The organism is Nocardia albiluteola (assembly GCF_018860155.1).
In the GTDB taxonomy this organism is placed as follows: domain Bacteria; phylum Actinomycetota; class Actinomycetes; order Mycobacteriales; family Mycobacteriaceae; genus Nocardia; species Nocardia albiluteola.
The window spans coordinates 76,625-93,237 of record NZ_JAHKNI010000020.1 but is presented as its reverse complement, the minus strand read 5'-3'; the positions used below and the strand labels follow the sequence as shown (position 1 = coordinate 93,237).

The 16,613-nt window shown below is 66.3% G+C and carries 16 protein-coding genes; 9 read left to right on the top strand and 7 right to left on the bottom strand.

Features of this window, described 5'->3' with window-relative positions; all coding sequences use genetic code 11:
- The first annotated feature begins 177 nt into the window (after nucleotides 1-177).
- Nucleotides 178-399 (top strand): hypothetical protein, encoded by a 222-nt coding sequence (locus KO481_RS38010; RefSeq protein ID WP_215923391.1) that lies wholly within the window; start codon nucleotides 178-180, stop codon nucleotides 397-399.
- Between the two features lie 353 nt (nucleotides 400-752).
- On the opposite strand, the gene KO481_RS38005 is transcribed toward KO481_RS38010, so the two are convergent.
- Entirely contained in the window at nucleotides 753-2,306 is a 1,554-nt protein-coding gene (locus KO481_RS38005; protein WP_245402108.1) for a GAF domain-containing sensor histidine kinase, read from the bottom strand.
- Between the two features lie 234 nt (nucleotides 2,307-2,540).
- Here KO481_RS38005 and KO481_RS38000 point away from each other — a divergent pair, with 234 nt between their 5' ends.
- Nucleotides 2,541-2,939 (top strand): response regulator transcription factor, encoded by a 399-nt coding sequence (locus KO481_RS38000; RefSeq protein WP_215923390.1) that lies wholly within the window; start codon nucleotides 2,541-2,543, stop codon nucleotides 2,937-2,939.
- On the opposite strand, the gene KO481_RS37995 is transcribed toward KO481_RS38000, so the two are convergent.
- The gene (locus KO481_RS37995) at nucleotides 2,917-3,573 is read right to left on the bottom strand and encodes a response regulator (protein ID WP_308166938.1); all 657 of its coding nucleotides are present in this window, start codon (nucleotides 3,571-3,573) and stop codon (nucleotides 2,917-2,919) included. The two genes, KO481_RS38000 and KO481_RS37995, sit on opposite strands and share 23 nt — an antisense overlap.
- Before the next feature lie 194 nt (nucleotides 3,574-3,767).
- On the opposite strand from KO481_RS37995, the gene KO481_RS37990 reads away from it, so the two are divergent.
- The 3 genes from KO481_RS37990 (at nucleotide 3,768) to KO481_RS43690 (ending at nucleotide 5,386) form a co-directional block, all read left to right on the top strand.
- Nucleotides 3,768-4,478, top strand: a complete 711-nt coding sequence (locus KO481_RS37990) for an MIP/aquaporin family protein (protein ID WP_215923388.1) — start codon at nucleotides 3,768-3,770, stop codon at nucleotides 4,476-4,478.
- 92 nt (nucleotides 4,479-4,570) lie between these two features.
- Nucleotides 4,571-5,053, top strand: coding sequence for a Dps family protein (locus KO481_RS37985; protein ID WP_215923387.1), 483 nt, complete (start codon nucleotides 4,571-4,573; stop codon nucleotides 5,051-5,053).
- A 144-nt stretch (nucleotides 5,054-5,197) separates the two neighbouring features.
- Complete coding sequence (locus tag KO481_RS43690; RefSeq protein ID WP_215923386.1) at nucleotides 5,198-5,386, top strand: DUF1214 domain-containing protein; 189 nt, start codon at nucleotides 5,198-5,200, stop codon at nucleotides 5,384-5,386.
- A 20-nt stretch (nucleotides 5,387-5,406) separates the two neighbouring features.
- On the opposite strand, the gene KO481_RS37975 is transcribed toward KO481_RS43690, so the two are convergent.
- Nucleotides 5,407-6,810, bottom strand: coding sequence for a DUF1254 domain-containing protein (locus tag KO481_RS37975; protein ID WP_215923385.1), 1,404 nt, complete (start codon nucleotides 6,808-6,810; stop codon nucleotides 5,407-5,409).
- 292 nt (nucleotides 6,811-7,102) lie between these two features.
- Here KO481_RS37975 and KO481_RS37970 point away from each other — a divergent pair, with 292 nt between their 5' ends.
- The 3 genes from KO481_RS37970 (at nucleotide 7,103) to KO481_RS37960 (ending at nucleotide 11,070) form a co-directional block, all read left to right on the top strand.
- Nucleotides 7,103-7,783 carry a DUF8020 domain-containing protein gene (locus KO481_RS37970; RefSeq protein WP_215923384.1) on the top strand — a complete coding sequence of 227 codons (681 nt, stop codon included), beginning with the start codon at nucleotides 7,103-7,105 and terminating at the stop codon, nucleotides 7,781-7,783.
- Nucleotides 7,784-7,842: 59 nt separating this feature from the next.
- A complete protein-coding gene (locus KO481_RS37965) occupies nucleotides 7,843-8,559 on the top strand; it encodes a TetR/AcrR family transcriptional regulator (RefSeq protein WP_215923383.1) in 717 nt (238 codons plus the stop codon).
- 213 nt (nucleotides 8,560-8,772) lie between these two features.
- On the top strand, nucleotides 8,773-11,070 hold the full coding sequence (locus tag KO481_RS37960) for a LuxR C-terminal-related transcriptional regulator (RefSeq protein ID WP_215923382.1): 2,298 nt from the start codon (nucleotides 8,773-8,775) through the stop codon (nucleotides 11,068-11,070).
- A 111-nt stretch (nucleotides 11,071-11,181) separates the two neighbouring features.
- Here KO481_RS37960 and KO481_RS37955 read toward each other — a convergent pair whose 3' ends face one another.
- The 4 genes from KO481_RS37955 to KO481_RS37940 form a co-directional block, all read right to left on the bottom strand.
- Nucleotides 11,182-11,418, bottom strand: coding sequence for a hypothetical protein (locus KO481_RS37955; protein ID WP_215923435.1), 237 nt, complete (start codon nucleotides 11,416-11,418; stop codon nucleotides 11,182-11,184).
- A gap of 35 nt (nucleotides 11,419-11,453) precedes the next feature.
- Nucleotides 11,454-12,617, bottom strand: coding sequence for a 3-ketosteroid-9-alpha-monooxygenase, oxygenase component (locus tag KO481_RS37950; RefSeq protein WP_215923381.1), 1,164 nt, complete (start codon nucleotides 12,615-12,617; stop codon nucleotides 11,454-11,456).
- Nucleotides 12,618-12,756: 139 nt separating this feature from the next.
- Complete coding sequence (locus KO481_RS37945) at nucleotides 12,757-13,899, bottom strand: oxidoreductase (protein ID WP_215923380.1); 1,143 nt, start codon at nucleotides 13,897-13,899, stop codon at nucleotides 12,757-12,759.
- A gap of 191 nt (nucleotides 13,900-14,090) precedes the next feature.
- Nucleotides 14,091-14,846, bottom strand: a complete 756-nt coding sequence (locus KO481_RS37940; protein ID WP_215923379.1) for a GntR family transcriptional regulator — start codon at nucleotides 14,844-14,846, stop codon at nucleotides 14,091-14,093.
- 322 nt (nucleotides 14,847-15,168) lie between these two features.
- On the opposite strand from KO481_RS37940, the gene KO481_RS37935 reads away from it, so the two are divergent.
- A complete protein-coding gene (locus KO481_RS37935) occupies nucleotides 15,169-16,560 on the top strand; it encodes a DUF1214 domain-containing protein (RefSeq protein WP_215923378.1) in 1,392 nt (463 codons plus the stop codon).
- The last annotated feature ends 53 nt before the right edge of the window (nucleotides 16,561-16,613 follow it).

The following is a 16,613-nucleotide window of genomic DNA, read 5'->3' as shown; positions in this document are numbered from 1 at the left end:
GCGGCCCCATCGGACCGTTGTGCGACGTCGGCGGGCGTGGGCCGCGCAATCGGTGGCTGAACCTGGCTCCACCTCGCCGAAGGAGGTCGGTCAGCCGAGTCGTCGGTCGGTGTCATACATGGAACCGCGGACAACCCGGCCATCTGCAGGCCGTCTGCCACGACCAACCATCCCGTCGTGCTCCAATTCGATCACGTCCGAGGGAACCTTTCAACCCATAAGGAATTCCGCCGCGAACTCGTCGGCTTGCTGTGGCAAAGCTTTGCCCCGGGCATCAACTCATCAGCCGAACGGCAAGGCGCTTGCTGCTGGCAGGTACGCGGGGATACCGGCTGGTGGGAAGCGCGGATGGGGGTCAGCGATGGCGACATGGGTTCGCTGGAGCGCAATTCTGAATGAGTCCATACAGGGCCCATCGAGGGAGTGTAACCATGCGAACCAGAAACTACATCACACCAGTGTTGGCGGTGGGAGCTGCGGCAATAGCTATCGCCGCCGCGCCGACGGCCCAAGCCTCTCCTGTTTCGGCTCCGCCGGCAGCTATCGCCACAGCCGTGGCCGCTCCTGTTGGGTCGGCCGGTCACGGCTTCGGCTTTCACGGTGGCGGCTCTCAGGGTGGCGGCTCTCAGGGCGCCGGCTTTCAGGGTGGCGGCTTTCAGGGCGGCGGCCTTTACGGCGAACCCGGCATCTGGAACCATGGCGGTCACCGCAGCTCGGATCGTGGCTGGAGTGACGGCACTCAATAACCAGAGTCATTCGACGGCGTACGGGATCATGGCGTGCAGCGACGTCCCAGCTCCGGCATGACTGGTGATACCCATCCGGCCGCCGAGGGCTTCGATGCGGTCTCGCAGACCGACCAATCCGGATCCCTTGGCTGGGTCGGCGCCGCCGATTCCGTCGTCTCGGATCGAGAGTTGGAGCGTGTTGCCGTCGGTGACGGCGCGCACGGTCACCTCGGTGGCCTGCGCGTGTTTGGCCGTGTTCGTCAGTGCCTCTGCCGCAATGTAATACGCGGCTATTTCGGCGGATTCGGGCAGGCGCGGGTCGAGGTTGAGGTCGAGATCGACCGGAACGGTGCAGCGGCGCGCGAGTGCTTTGAGCGCCGGGCCGAGTCCTCCTTTCGACAGGATCGCCGGATGGATCCCGCGTGAGATCTCGCGGAGTTCGTCCGAGACGCCGACCAGGCCCTGCACGACGTCGGAGAGTTGCGCTTCGAGCGTTGCCAGCTCGGGCGGCACCGACGCCTCTACGGCGCGAAGCTCGAGTCCCAGCGAGACGAGGCGCTGTTGCGCGCCGTCGTGCAGATCACGTTCGATCCTGCGCCGTGCCTCATCGGCAGCCGCGACGATGCGGGCGCGCGATGCGGTGAGTTCGGCGCGGGCCTCGGTGTTCGCGATCGCGGTCGCGACCAGGTCCGCGAATTCGGCGAGGCGTTCCTCGGTGTCGGCCGGCAGCGGTTCGCGGCGCGACGATCCCGCGACGATAGCGCCCCACAGGTGGCCGTCGACGACGATCGGCGCCCCGACCCCTGAGCGCTGACCCAGCTCACGGATGCGGGCGGCGGCCGATCCGGTCGCATGGTCGTGACTGTCCATCCGCGCGGTGCCTCCGGTGCGCAGCACCATCGCCACAATGTTCTCGCCCTCGAGCGTGAACCGCTCGCCGACCGGCATCTTGGGCAATCCGGGTTCGTCGCGTGCGGCGACGAACCTGCCCGAACCATCGGGTTCGTAGCGGACCAGGGACGCGTTGACCACGCCCAGACACCTGGCCGACTCCTCCGCTACCGCAGAGAACACCTCCGACGATGTCGCGCCGCGCGCGACCAGGGTGGCAACCCGCCGCAGTGCGGCTTGCTGCTCGGCAACGAGATCGGTTGCCCTGCGACGACGATTCGCCTCGGCGGCATGCGATCGGGCCAGTGCTGCAAGGGTATTGGCCAGTAGTGCCACGCAGAGGAAGACCACGATGACGACGGCGTTCCGCGCCGCGGTCGGGACGAAGCCTGCGGGCCAGTTACGGAAATAGTCGAAGGCGACGGCACTGGCGACCGAGGTCGCCACCGCCAGCCCGAGTCCCCACACCGTCGAGACCACCAGCACACCCAGCAGATAGACGACACCGAAAGCATCGCCCGGGGCGATCTGTTTGAGCCAGAGGACGAGAACCGACTCCGCCGCAATGCACAGTGCAGCCACCGTGACTCCGAGCAGCAGCGGTGGGGCCGCCGGGCGCATCGACATCGCAAGCAACCGTGCACGTATAGAGAAGAAGTCCGTATCGGTGCGGCGGCGTGTGGACATCGCACCCGGCGTGGCTGCTGGCCAGCCACGCACCCCAGACCGTTTCCACTTCATGACACAGCGCTCACACCGATCGCCGATGAACTCGGACGAGGTCCTCGACATTCGATCTCAATCGTAGCCGTGCAGCAGTTGTGCTCCGCCCTGCTCGGGCGCCGCAAGACCGCACTATGGCGCGGAGATTTCCGGGTAGCGGTAATGCACACCTATCGCAAACTCAGGCACACTGCGGTCATGATGTCGCAGGTTACGCTGCTGCGCTGCCTGATTGTCGACGACAGCCGGCATTTCCTCGAGGCCGCTCGCAACCTGCTGGAACGGCAGGGGATCTCGGTTGTCGGCGTCGCGTTCAGCGGCGCCGAGGCGCTGCGGCGCGTCGAGGAACTGGCGCCCGACGTCGTGCTGGCCGACATCGATCTCGGTGCGGAGAACGGCTTCGAACTCGCTAGGCGGCTCGGTCGGAGCGTGCCGGTGATTCTGATCTCCACCCACGCCCAGCAGGACTTCGCCGACATGATCGCGGAGAGCCCGGCCGTGGGCTTCCTGCCCAAATCGGAATTGTCGTCTCACGCCATCCGTGACCTGCTCCGGGGCGGAGGCACGGAGCGGATCAGCGCGACTCGAGGAAGGTGATCACCGCCAGCACCCGGCGGTGATCGTCTTGGGTCTCGGGCAGATTCAGTTTGATCAGAATACTGCGCACGTGCTTCTCGACGGTGCCCTCGGTGACCCACAGCTGCCGGGCGATACCGGCGTTGGAACGCCCCTCCGCCATCAAAGCCAGCACCTCGTGCTCGCGCGCACTGAGCGCTGTGAGCGGATCGTTGCGCCGGCGGGCAGCCACCAATTCCGTCACCAGCACCGGGTCGACGACCGATGCCCCCTTGGCGATTCGCTGAAGCGTGTCGATGAATTCCTCCACGTCGGTGATCCGGCTTTTGAGGAGGTAGCCGATTCCCCGGCCGCTGGCCAGCAACTCCATCGCATGCTCGACGTCGGAGTGGGCTGACAGCACGAGAATGCCTATTTCGGGGAACTCGTCGCGGATCGCACGGGCCGCGTCGAGCCCCTCGGTGGTGTGGGTCGGCGGCATTCGAATGTCGACCACCACCAGTTCGGGCAGATGGTCCCGGACCAGCTCCAGCAATTGCGAGGCGTCACCGGCCTGCGCTACGACGTCGAAACCCGAACGGGTGAGCAGGCTCGCCAAACCCTCCCGGAGCAGTACATCGTCCTCGGCCAGCAGCACCCGCAACGGAGTTGTCACTGAACTCTCGCCCTCCTCGAGTGCGCCGGACGTGGGTGGCCGATAGATGTCGAGCATAACCCGGGCCGATTGCAGCTAACCGCCATACACACAGTGGTGCTGGCGGGGAGAAACAATGGATGTCAGCACCGACGACATGAGCTCGGGTGACAGCGATTCTGGAAGTCCCAGAAGGCAATCCGAGGAGTCGCGACATGGTCACATTAGAAGAGGCCACCTCTGCCCGCACCGCTGAACCCCACGAGGCGACAGCTGCCCGCCGGACCGCTGCGAAGTTCGCCGTCGAGCTGATCGGGACATTCTTCCTGGTCGTCACGGTCGGAACCAGCGTCCGCAGCGGCAGCCCGCTCGCACCACTGGCGATCGGCGCGGTGCTGATGGTGATGATCTACGCCGGCGGGCACGTATCCGGTGGGCACTACAACCCTGCGGTAACGCTGGCGGTGCTGCTGCGGCATCGGATCACCCCGCGCGATGCCGTCCGATACTGGATCGCACAGCTGGTTGCCGGACTACTGGCCGCGGTGGTCGTGCGTGCTGTCGTGGATCCCGCACAGCCCGCAGCCCCGACACTCCTGACCCTCAACCACCACACCGTCGGGGCCGCGTTCGTGGTCGAGCTGCTGTTCACCTTCGCGCTCTGCTATGTGGTGCTCAACGTCGCCACCAGCAAAAGCCATCCGGACAACTCGTTCTACGGGCTGGCGATCGGATCCACTGTCATGGCGGGGGCATTCGCGGTCAGCGCGATCTCCGGCGGAGCGTTCAATCCGGCGGTCACGCTCGGCGCGGCTGTGATGGGGATGTTCGCCTGGCCGACGCTGTGGGTGTATCTCGCGGCTCAACTCATCGCCGGCGCCGCCGCCGGTGTCGCCTTCCGCGCCCTCAATCCCGACGACCGATGATCCGCCGCCGACGCGGGCGGGCCCATCGAGGTCATCGAAACCAATCCCTGGCCCGAATAGTCCATCACCCCGACACAATCAGGAGCAACATCATGACCACTTACATCGAATCGGCAGTCGCTTTGCGCGCGTCGTCACGACTGGCGGGCAATCTGCAGCAGGTCCTCGTCGACCTCACCGCACTGCACCTCAACGGCAAACAGGCGCATTGGAACGTCGTCGGCCACAACTTCCGCGACCTGCACCTGCAGCTCGACGAAATCGTCGACGCCGCACGCGAATCCAGTGACACCATCGCCGAACGCATGCGTGCCCTCGACGCCGTGCCGGACGGCCGAGCCAAGACGGTCGCATGCACCAACCTCCTGCCGGAACTCCCGGCCGGTGAGCACGACACCGCCGTGATCGTCGACCTGGTCACCGCACAGATTCGCGCCGCGGTCGTGACGCTGCGCGGCGTGCACGACGACACCGATGCCGAAGATCCGTCCACGGCGGACCTGCTGCATGCCGTCATCAACCAACTCGAAAAGCAGGCGTGGCTGCTCAGCAGCGAAAACCGCACCCTGGGATAGAACGCGGCGATGTCCGACAAGGGGTGGACGATGGAACGGGCTCGGTCTGTACTGACCCAGCCGGCCTGCATCGCGCCCATCCGGCAGTCCAACGACCGCAACGCTGCGGTCTTGCCGCCGATCGATTCCAGGTAGGCTTGTTCGGTGAGGGAGGCCACGTACTCATCGGCGGCCTGCACCGACCCGCCCGCCGATCCCGAGCAGCGCCGCAATTGGCTGCCGACACCGGCCAATGACCATTTCCAGCTCGCCGCGCGATTCTACGGACCCACCCCGGGACTACTCGACGGCACCTATCCCATGCCCAAGGCCATCCGCACCGACGGACAATGATGGGACCCGGCGGAGCGAAGCTATCCCGCTGCGGAGACCGGCGGCATGGTGAAAGCGCCGGAAAGCACTCGGTCGCCGGGGATATAGGAGCGGGCGAACAGGATGAACTGGCGACCGTCGGCTGGACTGGGAAGCCAGTTCGGCCTGTGGTCGCCGGTCGGCGCCGACGACTGAATCCGGATGTCGATGCTGCCGTCCGGATTTGTGACGAGATCCGTTGTGTTACTGGCGATTTCGTAGCGGTCGATCGGGTTGGGGGTCAGGAACTGGCCGCCGTCCTCGACCTCGTACAGGCTGACCGACCAGAATGCCTTGGCCGGGATGCCCCCTGGCGGCAGATGCAGGACGTACTCACCGCTGCCGAGCATGGGCTTACCGGTGGCGTCGGTGAAGGTGATCCAGTAGTCGGCTTCCTCCCGGCGCAGGCCGAGCATGCCGGTGCCGCTGCCGAGCGCCAAGGCGCGCCGGGCGTAGTTGTGCTGGTCGGTGGTGCCCAAGAGCGATCCCGGCGGGTTGTAGTCGATCCAGCCCTTGGCCGCGGCGGTGGCGCTCGCGTACTGCTTCATGTAGTCGCCGAGCCGGGGATAGAGCCTGGTCCACGCGTCCCGAATCGACTGCGGGAGCTTGTCCCATGAGCAGTCCGTACCACAGATGCCGACCTGGCGGTACTTCTCGAGCAAGGATCGGTCACGGGCGGGCGGTGGGTCCAGGGCGAGCATCTGATTCACCACGGCCAGATAGTTCTTCGGATCGCCTTGGACCGGCTTGACGCGGGCCGCCGATTCGGGACCCGGCGTCCCGGCCGGGTCGATGGTGAACCCGTCCTGGACGGCATCGACGGCAGCCTGATCGGCCGGACCGGTGGTCTGCACGCGCAGATTGACGTAGACGTCGTCGGTCGGGGCGTGGACGACCGAGACATCCTGGGGCGCATCGCCTTTCCAGTCCGGGCCGACCAGCAGATACTTCTGCGCCGCCGTGCCGGTGGTGCGTTGACCGGCATAGAAGAAGGTATTCGAATAGAAGTCGATCAGGGTCAGCACGTAGTAGCGGCTGCCGGTATCCGGGGTGTTCACGAAGACGGGCCCGCGCGCCAGATCGATCCATGCCGTCGAGTACAGCGCATCGACGATCGGCGCATTCGCCCATGTGTCGTCCGGGGTCGCGACGGCGCGTGAGTGCGCATATCGGTTCAGCGTGGTGCTGGTGCGGCCACCGGTCGTATGGAGAGCGTTCCACCGATACTGCGAAAGGAAGTACAGCGGAAACGCGTAGTCGTACGCGTTGCGGATGGTGGTGCCGATATCGGCGGGTCCGGTGGTATCGGCCGGGGTTGAACACGCGGTCAGCGCTACCGCCGCAAGGCTCGCCACGCAGCACGTTATCCGCGTGCCGACCCGGTTGATCCTTCGAATAACACTCACACGAATCTCCTCGGCGGTCGGCAAATCTTAAGGCGGTCGCTTTAAGTCGTATGCCTTAAAGGTTCTCGTGTCAATCAGCGACCTCGCACCCCGGAACTCGATATTGACGGCGGACGGGCACGCTGATCGCGGCTGGATGCGTCCCATTCAGCGGGACTCCGGTAATAGATAAAGCGGTCCGCTGTGACATGTTCCACATGTCAAACATCGCACACATCACCGGCTCGCGAATTGCCGGAAATCCAGCCCTCCGCGATCGACCGTGCTGATGGAATTCGAGGGAGAAATTTCGATGAGGATGACGACCCTGGTCGCCGCCGCCCTGGCGACCGCGACCCTGACCGCCACCGCGGCAACCGCCACCGCCGAGCCGGACCGCCCGGCGGCGACGCCCCAGACCGGCGTGAACTACGCCGTCACCGCCACCGACACCGCCGCGACCATCACCACCGACGCGGGCAGCCTGGTCACCGAGAACGGCGTTTTCGAGATCAAGGCCGCCAATGGCCAAGTGCTGGCGGGCATTCCGCTCAGCTTCCAATTCAACGGGGTCGAATACCCGATCCAAGCGACCATCGACGGCCGCACCGCCACCCTCGCCCCGGTCGCCCTGCCCTACCAGAACGAGGCGCCCTGGCGCAGCCGCTACGACCGTGAGCAGGCCGCCTTCCAGCGCGCATCCCTGCAGATCGGCGCGGCCGCCGCGGGCGGCGCAGCGGTGGGCACCGCTATCGGCGGGGTGATCGGCTGCGTCGGCGGGGCAGTGGTCGGCACCGTCGTCACCGGCATCCTCGCCGCGTTGTTCGGTGCGGGCCCGCTCGCCGGATGCCTGGCGGGCATCGCCATCGGGGCGGGCGTCGGAGCCTTCGCCGGAGCGCTGCTGATCACCGCGCCGATTGCGGTCGCCTCACTGATCCAGTACTTCACCACCGTCAACGAGCCCTTCACCCCCGCGGCTCCCGCCGCCAAGTGACCGATGCGGTCCCGGCCGGGCTCGTCGGCACGGCCGAGACCGCTCACTAGGCTGTCGGTGTGCCCGAAGGTCTTTCCACCAGGCAGTTGCTGTCCGCCACCGCGTTGCGCATGTTCGCCGAACGCGGCATCGACGCGGTCTCGATGCGGGAGCTCACCGCCGCCGCCGGACAGCGCAACAAATCCGCCGCCCAATACCACTACGGCAGCAAGGAACAGTTGGTCCGCGAGATCTTCGAGCAACACACCGGGGCGGTGAATCAGCGCCGGTGGGAGTTGCTCGGCGACCTCGGCTACGACACCCGTAAGCTGAGCGTGCCCGAGCTTGCGGAGGCTCTGATCCTGCCGCTCGCCGAACTGGCGCAGCCTCCGGCCGGTCACTACCTGCGCTTTCTCGCCCAGGTGTCCACTCCGCCGTGGGTGTATGCGCTGACACAGGCCGATCCCGGGGTGACCAGCAGCATTCAGTACGTCTTGTCCACGCTCGCAACCCGACTCGATCGGATTTCGCAGCAGATCGTGCGTACCCGGTTATCGCTGAGCATGGTGCTCGCGGTCCAGGCGCTGGCGGGTTTCGAACACGCCGCGCCGCGCGACGATCCGGCCGATCGCACCCGCGCGCGACTGTTCTCGGCAAACCTCGTCGACGCCACCGTCGGCATCCTTACCGCACCGGTCTCCGAGAACGCGGCCCAGCTACTGCCGCAGCTGCGCGGCACCCCAACCGATCCCGGGTGGCTCTGGCCCACCCTCATCGACGCGGCCAGCGGCAATTGATCCGCTGGCCGGGCGCGCCGTCGATGGCCGACCGCCGCGGTGCGATGGGCACCGCTGCGCGTCGATAGCCGTCGTCGTCCAGCAGCTGGCCGTTGAGCTTCATGACTCGGTGAGCTACCTGACCCGGCGGCGCGCTGTGTCGATGCTGAGCCCGCAGGTCGTGGCCAGATCGGCAGGGAGCGGGTGTGGCACCATGCGACGGTGGGCCGGAACATGCGTGGAAATCTGCCGTTCGAATCCACTCGTCTGGTGGGGCGGGCCACATTGATCGAGCATGCGAGAAGCTTGCTGGGTTCTAGTCGGCAAGTGACACTGGCCGGGCCCGGCGGCGTAGGGAAGTCTCGGTTGTCCCGGGAGGTCGGGGCGCGGGTCGGACGGGTCTTCTCCGATGGTGTGTGGTGGGTCGAACTCGCCGATATCCGGGACCCGCTCCTCGTTCCACTTCGTGTTGGGCAGGCGTTAGGGCTGCGCGACGACGCCGCCTCTCCTACCGATCGGCTGCTCGCCCTTCTGGCCGACAAGAACCTGTTGCTGATCTTGGACAACTGTGAGCACCTGATCGATGCTGCCGCGGAGTTGGTCGCTTCGATCGTGACGGCCACGCCGGGGGTTAAGGTGCTGGCGACCAGCCGCGAGATCTTGGGCGTTCCGGGTGAGCAGGTGATGGCGGTACCTCCGCTCGAACTCGGGGCAGGTGACGGCGGCGACAATGAGGCGCTGCAACTGCTGTTGGACCGCGCTGGAGCCGCTAACGCGGCATTTGCTCCGGACGCGGCAGACCGACAGGTGTTCGAGGCGATCTGTCGGCGCGTTGACGGGATTCCATTGGCGCTGGAGCTGGTCGCGTTGCGGACGACCGTGTTCACCCCGCAACAGATTCTGACCAGGCTCGATAATGTCCTCGGTCTGCTCACCGCCGGTCCGCGCACGGCGACCTGGCGGCAGAAGACGCTGGACAATGCGATCCGGTGGAGCTATGACCTGTGCTCGGTCGGCGAGCAGCGGCTGTGGCAGGCGCTGTCGGCGTTTTCGGGTGGGTGCGATGTCAGGGCCGCGGAAGCAGTCACCGATCCCGGTGACGATGCGGTGCCAACGGCCGAGCTTCTGGCTGGACTGGTGAACAAATCGATACTGACGATGCGGACGATGGACTCGAACGCCCGGTATTCGATGCTCGAGCCGGTACGGCAATTCGGCCGCCGGGAGCTGGCTGCGAGCGGACGCGCCGAGCGGGTTGTGGCAGCGCACCGAGGATATTTCGCTGATCTCGCGCGGCGCGGAGTCCACGCGTACGGCACGTCCGCCGATTGGGAGTGGTTGACAAGTGTAGCCGGCGAACACGCCAATATCCGTGCCGCACTTCAGGATGGACTGATCCACGACCCTGTGACCGCGCTGGAGATCGCGACGGATCTGCGTCCATTCTGGCAGCACTACCGGTTCGTTTCCGAGGGATTGCGCTGGGTTGTCGACGCGCTGGCCGCCAATCCCGAACCGACGATTCTGCGAGCGCGGGGCCTGGCGGAGGCAGCCTCACTGGCGGCGCTGCTGTCCGAACGCGACGATGCCGCCCACCTGACCGAGGCGGCCGCGCAGCTGTGCGGGGAGTTGGGGACCGCTGAACTGGATCCGGAGATCTGGCTGTGCCGGGCGCTGGTCGCGGCGCTCGACGGCGAAGTGTCCCGGGCTGTCGAGCTGTGCGTGGTAGCGGTCGAGCACGCCGAACAGCAGGGGAAGCCGACCCTGGCAATGGAAGCCCTGGCGTTGAGGTTCGTGTCCGCGCTGGTCACCGACCATCCTGACGCCTCGACGTGGGTGACCGAGCTGACGGTGCTCACCAGCCGGCACGGGCCTCACATGCTGGGAGGCCTTGCCTGGAACCTTGCCGGGCTCGACCGTTGGCGGCACGGGGATTCCGACGCCGCCGACGAAAATTTCGCCACCGCGATCCGCCTGTTCGCCAGTTTCGGCCGCTGCGTGTGGCTTGCCTCGGCGTTCGAGGGTATGGCGTGGACAGCCGCGGCCCGCGACGACTACACGCGCTCCGCGACACTGATCGGCGCCGCGGAATCGTTGGAGCGCAGCACAATCCGACTTGTCGACCTGTTGACCGGGCCGATCGCGAGCCGCAACCGCGAGCAGGTCCGCGAGGCCCTGGGATCGGCGGCGTTCGACGGCGCGCTCGGTGCCGGTGCGGCGATGGGACTCGACGACGCGATCGCGTATGCCCTGGACGGGTCCTCGATGTCGCCGCCTGCACCGAGGACGGCAAGGCCGGGAACGATCTCGGATCGGGCATCTCGCAGACCTCGCGGCGATTCCACCGCGCTGACTCGCAGGCAGAGCGAGGTTGCCGAGTTGGTGGCCAGGGGCGACAGCAATAAGCGCATCGCCAGCGAACTGGTCATTTCCCAGCGGACGGTCGAGACCCACATCGAACACATCCTGGTGAAGCTGGGATTCACCAGCCGCACCGAGATCGCCCGATGGGTTCACACCCGCACCCCGTAACTGCACGCCGAACCCTGCCAGGGCATTCGTTCCGCGGCGCGGTACGAACGATGGGCCGGGCGGCCGTCGCCACGGTCGCCCGGCCCATCGGGAGGTGGGTTGAGATACCGATCAGCGTGTGCGGTGTCCGTCGGCGGATTCGGTGTCCAGAACCGGCAGCGTGCCGGAAAGGGCGGCCGCGTCGATGCAGGCCTTCAGCCGTGTGCACGTCGCCGAGTCGGGTGTGGTCGATTCACGGGCCAGACACGCGATCCGGGAAGCTTCGCTCCACTGGATGCTGGTTTGCTGCCAGCTGCTTTTGCGGACGTGCACGACCGCATCGCAGGCCCGGCAGCGTATCGGGTTCATCGGCGCGTCGGCGAGCCGATCGTCTGCTCGGATAGTCACGACATCACCTGCTGAGCGGCCTTACGCGCGAGGTTGTCGGCCACTTCCCGGCGCCAGATCTCGTTGGGTCGGCTGGTATCGAGTTCGAATTCGAATCGTTGCACCATCTCCGGGGTGATGTCGGCGACGTCCACATAGAACTGCTGATACCAGCGGCGCAGCTGGTACACGGGCCCGTCCTCCTCGCACAACAGCGGGTTGTCGATGCGGGTCTTATACCGCCAGATCTCGATGTCCTGTTCGAAGCCGAGCCGCACTGTGTCGACCATCTTCTGCGCCAGCGTCGCCGCGGCCTGTGGGTCGTCGTCCATACCATCGGGCTTCTGCATGCTGATCCCGTACTGGAGCACGAACCGGTTCGCGTCGACCGGATAATGGCAGTTGATCAGAACGGTCTTGGCGTCGCCGTGCTCGTAGTGGTAAAGCAGGTCGTCGATCATGAATGACGGCCCGTGATAGGTCGCCACCGACGTATTACCCAACCGGCGCGGCGCGTCGATCGCCTGCTCCTGCGGCCGCAGATCGTCGCGGCCGACACCCTTCTGCAGCTGTACCGCGGTGTGGCCTTCGAAAATGTTCTTGAAGTAGGTCGGGAACCCGTAGTGGATGTAGAAGAAGTGCGCCATGTCGACCATGTTGTCGATGACCTCACGGCAGTTGGTGTCCACGACCTGCTCGTACCATGCCCAGTCGGTCCATTCGGGCGTACCCGGTCCCTCGATGTGGGGGATCGCCTGCTCGGAAATCGGCGGGTTGCCTTCGGGATCGTGCCAGACGAACAACATCCCGTTCTGCTGCATCGTGTGCCACGCGCGCGTTCGCGCCAGCGGCGGCACCCGCCGCGCGTAGGGAATCCGTGTGCAGCGGCCGGTGCCCGCCCACCGCCAGTCGTGGAACGGGCAGGCCACCTCATCGCCTTTGACGATGCCGCGGGACAGATCTCCGCCCATGTGCCGGCAGTAGGCGTCCAGGACGTTCACCTTCCCGGCACTGTCGGCGAAGACAACCAGTTTGGTGCCGAAGGCTTGCACCGAATGTGGTTGCCCGTCACTGTATTCGGCCACCAGGCCGAGGCAGTGCCAGCCCCGCGCGAACCTGGTCGGCGCCGCACCGGCGTCGATCTCGCGTACTTCGTTGGTGGTTTCCTCGATTTCGGTCATCGATATATCACTCCCTCGGTCGGTGCCCACACGACCTGTCGTCGCCGGGCTGTGACTTCCTTTGCGGCGGTGGACGATTGCGGCCGCCGCCAGGTCGGCGTCGCGTGTCTGCGAATGCGGAAACAGTGGGTAGACCGCTTCAGCTGAGGTCGGCTTCGTGGACGGCCCGGTTGTAGGAGGGCAGCTCGGCGCGCTGCCGGAGGGTGCTGGCCAGTCGAGGGTCTGCCAGGTGAAGCCGGCCGATCGCGATGAGATCGAATTCCCCGGCGGCCATGCGCCGCTCCAGTTCCGGAATGTTGTCGCGGCTGCTGGCTTTGCCGTCGATTCGGCTCTCGCGCAACGACTTTCCGAGTCCTACGCTGCCCACGGCCATAGTGGTGGCGCCGGTCAGTTTCTTGGCCCACCCCGCGAGCGACAGATCGCTCCGGCCGAATGCGGGGAGGTCGAACCGACGCGAACTCGCATCCAGCACATCGGCACCGGCGTCGACCAGTGTCCGCAGGATGATGGCGAGCTCGGCCGGGTCCTCGGCGATGCGGGCGGTGTAGTCCTGCTGTTTGTGCTGGGAGAACCGGAACACGATGGGCAGGTCGGGGCCGACCTGCTCGCGGATCGCGGCGACCACCGCGGCGGGGAATGCGGTCCGGCGGGCGAGGTCTCCACCCCAGGCGTCATCGCGGGTATTGGTCGACTGCCACAGGAACGAGTCGAGCAGGTAGCCGTGACCGCCGTGGATGGCCACGCCGTCGAATCCCAGGGCGCGAGCGTTCGCCGCTGCCGTGGCATATGCCTCGATCACCTCGGCGATGTCGGCTTCGGTCATGGGTGTGGTGGGCTCGAGTGCGCGGCGGACATAGTCGTCCGGGTACGACGTCGTTCCCACCGCGCCCCACACCCCCGACGGCCGCATCGGTGTCAACCCTGGATCGACCGGTCCCATCGCACCCCACAACGGACCGACGTGCCACAACTGGGGGACGATCTTCCCGCCCGCCTTGTGCACCGCGTCCACCACTCGCTGCCACCCGTCGAGGGCGTCTCGACCGTGTAATCGGGGAACCGAGGGCGAGTCCACCGCAGTCCGATGGCCGATCGCTACCCCTTCGGTGACGATCAATCCGGTGCCTCCTTCGGCGCGGCGCCGGTAGTAGTCGGCGACATTCGCACCGGGCACCCCGTTGGGTGAGTACGCCCGCGTCATGGGCGCCATCACGATCCGATTCGGCACTCGCAGTGCCCGTATGTCCAGGGGGCGGAAAAGCGGGGACAGCGCACCATTCATAGTTCACATTCACTTTCACCGACAGACTCGGCCGAGCCGTTGCGGTGCCGTTGTTCCCGAACGGCGGGACCTCGGCACCGGTCGAACACCGCTCGGCTAGTCATCTAGACATCTAGATGTCAGTCTTTCGGTACTCCGGCGGTGCGTCAATCGGCTTTCCACTCAGTGAGGCACAGCGGGGCGCCGCCGGCTCACGGCCGGGCGTCGTCCCCGGGGCGACCGCTGCTGGGTCGAGGGAAATTCAGAACGAAGCTCGCGCTGTCACCCTTGATGCGTCGACGGGTGTAGAGAACCGGCGTCCCGTCCGGGCCGCTCGATACGCCTTCGCGCACGAGCAGCGGGCTTCCGGTGGGCACGCCGAGGTGTTCCGCGTCATAGAGATCGGCGCCGACCGCGCTGAACTCGCGCCAATCGGCCCACAATTCGAAACCCAGCATCTCGGCCACCGATACCACGACGTTGCCCCGCGTCTGTGGCGGCCGGAAGTCCGCTGAGACAAGCGATTTCGGCAGCCAGTAACTGTTGACCGACCAGGTCCGGCCCTCTATCGAGGCGAGGCTGTCGATCCGGACGAGTTCGGAGGCGGCACGGCGCAGGTGGTCGCCTGCGTGACGATCGAGCATCGAGTCGGCACCTTCGACGCGCGCGAGCACCTGCTCGTCCGCACCGGACCATCCCGACACCGGCAACGCCATCGGGCGCTGCCCGACCATCGACTGCTGGGTCTCGGCATTCACGCCGATCGTGGTTCGCACGGTGGGCTCCCGGACGAACGTGCCGACACCGCGGCGAATCACGATCGAACCTGCCCGGTCCAACTCGGCCACGGCCTGGCGTACGGTGAGCCGGTTGACGGCGAACTCCGCGGCCAGTTCCGACTCGCTCGGCAAGCGGACACCCGGTTGCAGCTCTCCGGAATCGATCCGTGCTTGCAGAGCGCGCGCCATCGCCACGTACACTGGCGCACCGCCTCGTCCTCTCGACACAGCCGCATCTTACGGATGCACCCTCCTGTCCGGCGGGGCAGGCCATCGAGGCATGTGCTACCCGGAAACGGCTGAGCAGTCCCGCTGAGTGAGAGTGATGCGGTAGACATCTAGACATCTAGCTGTCATGGCATGATTCTTGTCGCGTTACCGGCGTTGCTGGCGAGCGAACACCACTCACCGTCGCGTCGGGGCCACCGCCGAAGGCATCGACCTTGACGCCGCCGGCCTGTTCGACCGGAAAGGACATCGTGTGATGAAGAAAATGGCCAGCCGACAGCGAATGGGAAGCCGGAGTGCGGTCCGCAGGACCGCGATCATCGCACTGGCGGTTGGCTCGCTGGTCGCCGGTTGCGGCAACGACGTCACCGTAACCGGCGGCGCCAATCCGGGCGGACCCGGGAACCCGAGTGCCTTGGCGACCGGCGCGCAGACGGCGGTCGAGGCCCGTGCGCGCCAGGTGCTGGCGACGCCGACCATGCAGGCCGCGATCGAGAAGGTCGAACAGCTCTACGCCGCCGATCCGCTCGGCTCGACGCCCACCGGAAAGGCGACCATCGACCGGGCCGCCAACTCGATCGGTGCCGCCGCGGTGCTGGAGGCCATCACCTGGTCCCGGACCAGCAATCCGGTTCCGGTGTGGGCCACCACCGCCGCGCACGACTACCACGGTTTGTCCATGCCGGACTCGGGCTACGGCATCGAGAATCCTGACAACGTATATCGAGACGCGGCTTTCGATCCGCATTCGACATACGAGATCCACGGTGTCCGCCACAACCCGGGCCCGACGCAACTCAATTTCGAAATGCGCGATGCCATCCCGGGCACTACCGTTTTCAACTCCGAAGCCGGCACCCAGATCGACTCACTCAGCGACGACAAGATAACTTTCGCGCCGGACGGCAGCTTCACGATCACGGTCAGCGCCGACGGCCAACCCGGCACCCCCAACCACCTGCTGATCCAGAAGGACAAACCCTCCTGGCTGGCTGTGCGCGACCTGCTCAACGACTGGGGCACCGAGAACCCCGTCGACCTGGAAATCAAGCGGGTATCGGGGAAGACGGCACCGTCGGCCCCCTCGACCGACGACCTTGCCCACCAGGCCGCCCAGACCCTGTCGACCACCGCCCCGTTCTGGCTGAAGTACTTCAACACCTACGTCTACGCCCACCCCACCAACACCCTGGTCCCCGCCTGGGGACGCCCCGGCGGTCGCGGGGAGGCCAGCTACGGATCTTTCGGGCTGGCCGACGACCAGGCGATGGTGATCACTCTCGACCCGACCGGGTTCAAGTCGATGGGCATCCAACTCACCGATCCCTGGGGGGTGGCCTACGAATACCGCACCAAAACCAGCAGCCTCAACACCACCCAGGCCACCCCCAACCCCGACGGCACCTACACCTACGTGATCAGTAAGAACGACCCGGGCATCGCCAACTGGCTCGACCCCGACGGGCACACCGCAGGCATGGTCTCCTTGCGATGGCAACAGTCCATCCCCGGGCAGACGTCCTCGCCGAGCCAGGCCGTACGTGCCGTGGCGATCGTAAAGCTGAGCGACCTGTCCTCCAAGCTGCCCACCGGATTCCCCACGGTGACACCGCAGCAGCGCGCCGATCAGCAAGCCCGTCGCGCGATCGCCTACGACCACCGCATTACCGGATAACCCGATCCGCAGGACGGGATTCTTGCCGCCACCGGGATTGGTGCGGGCCCAAA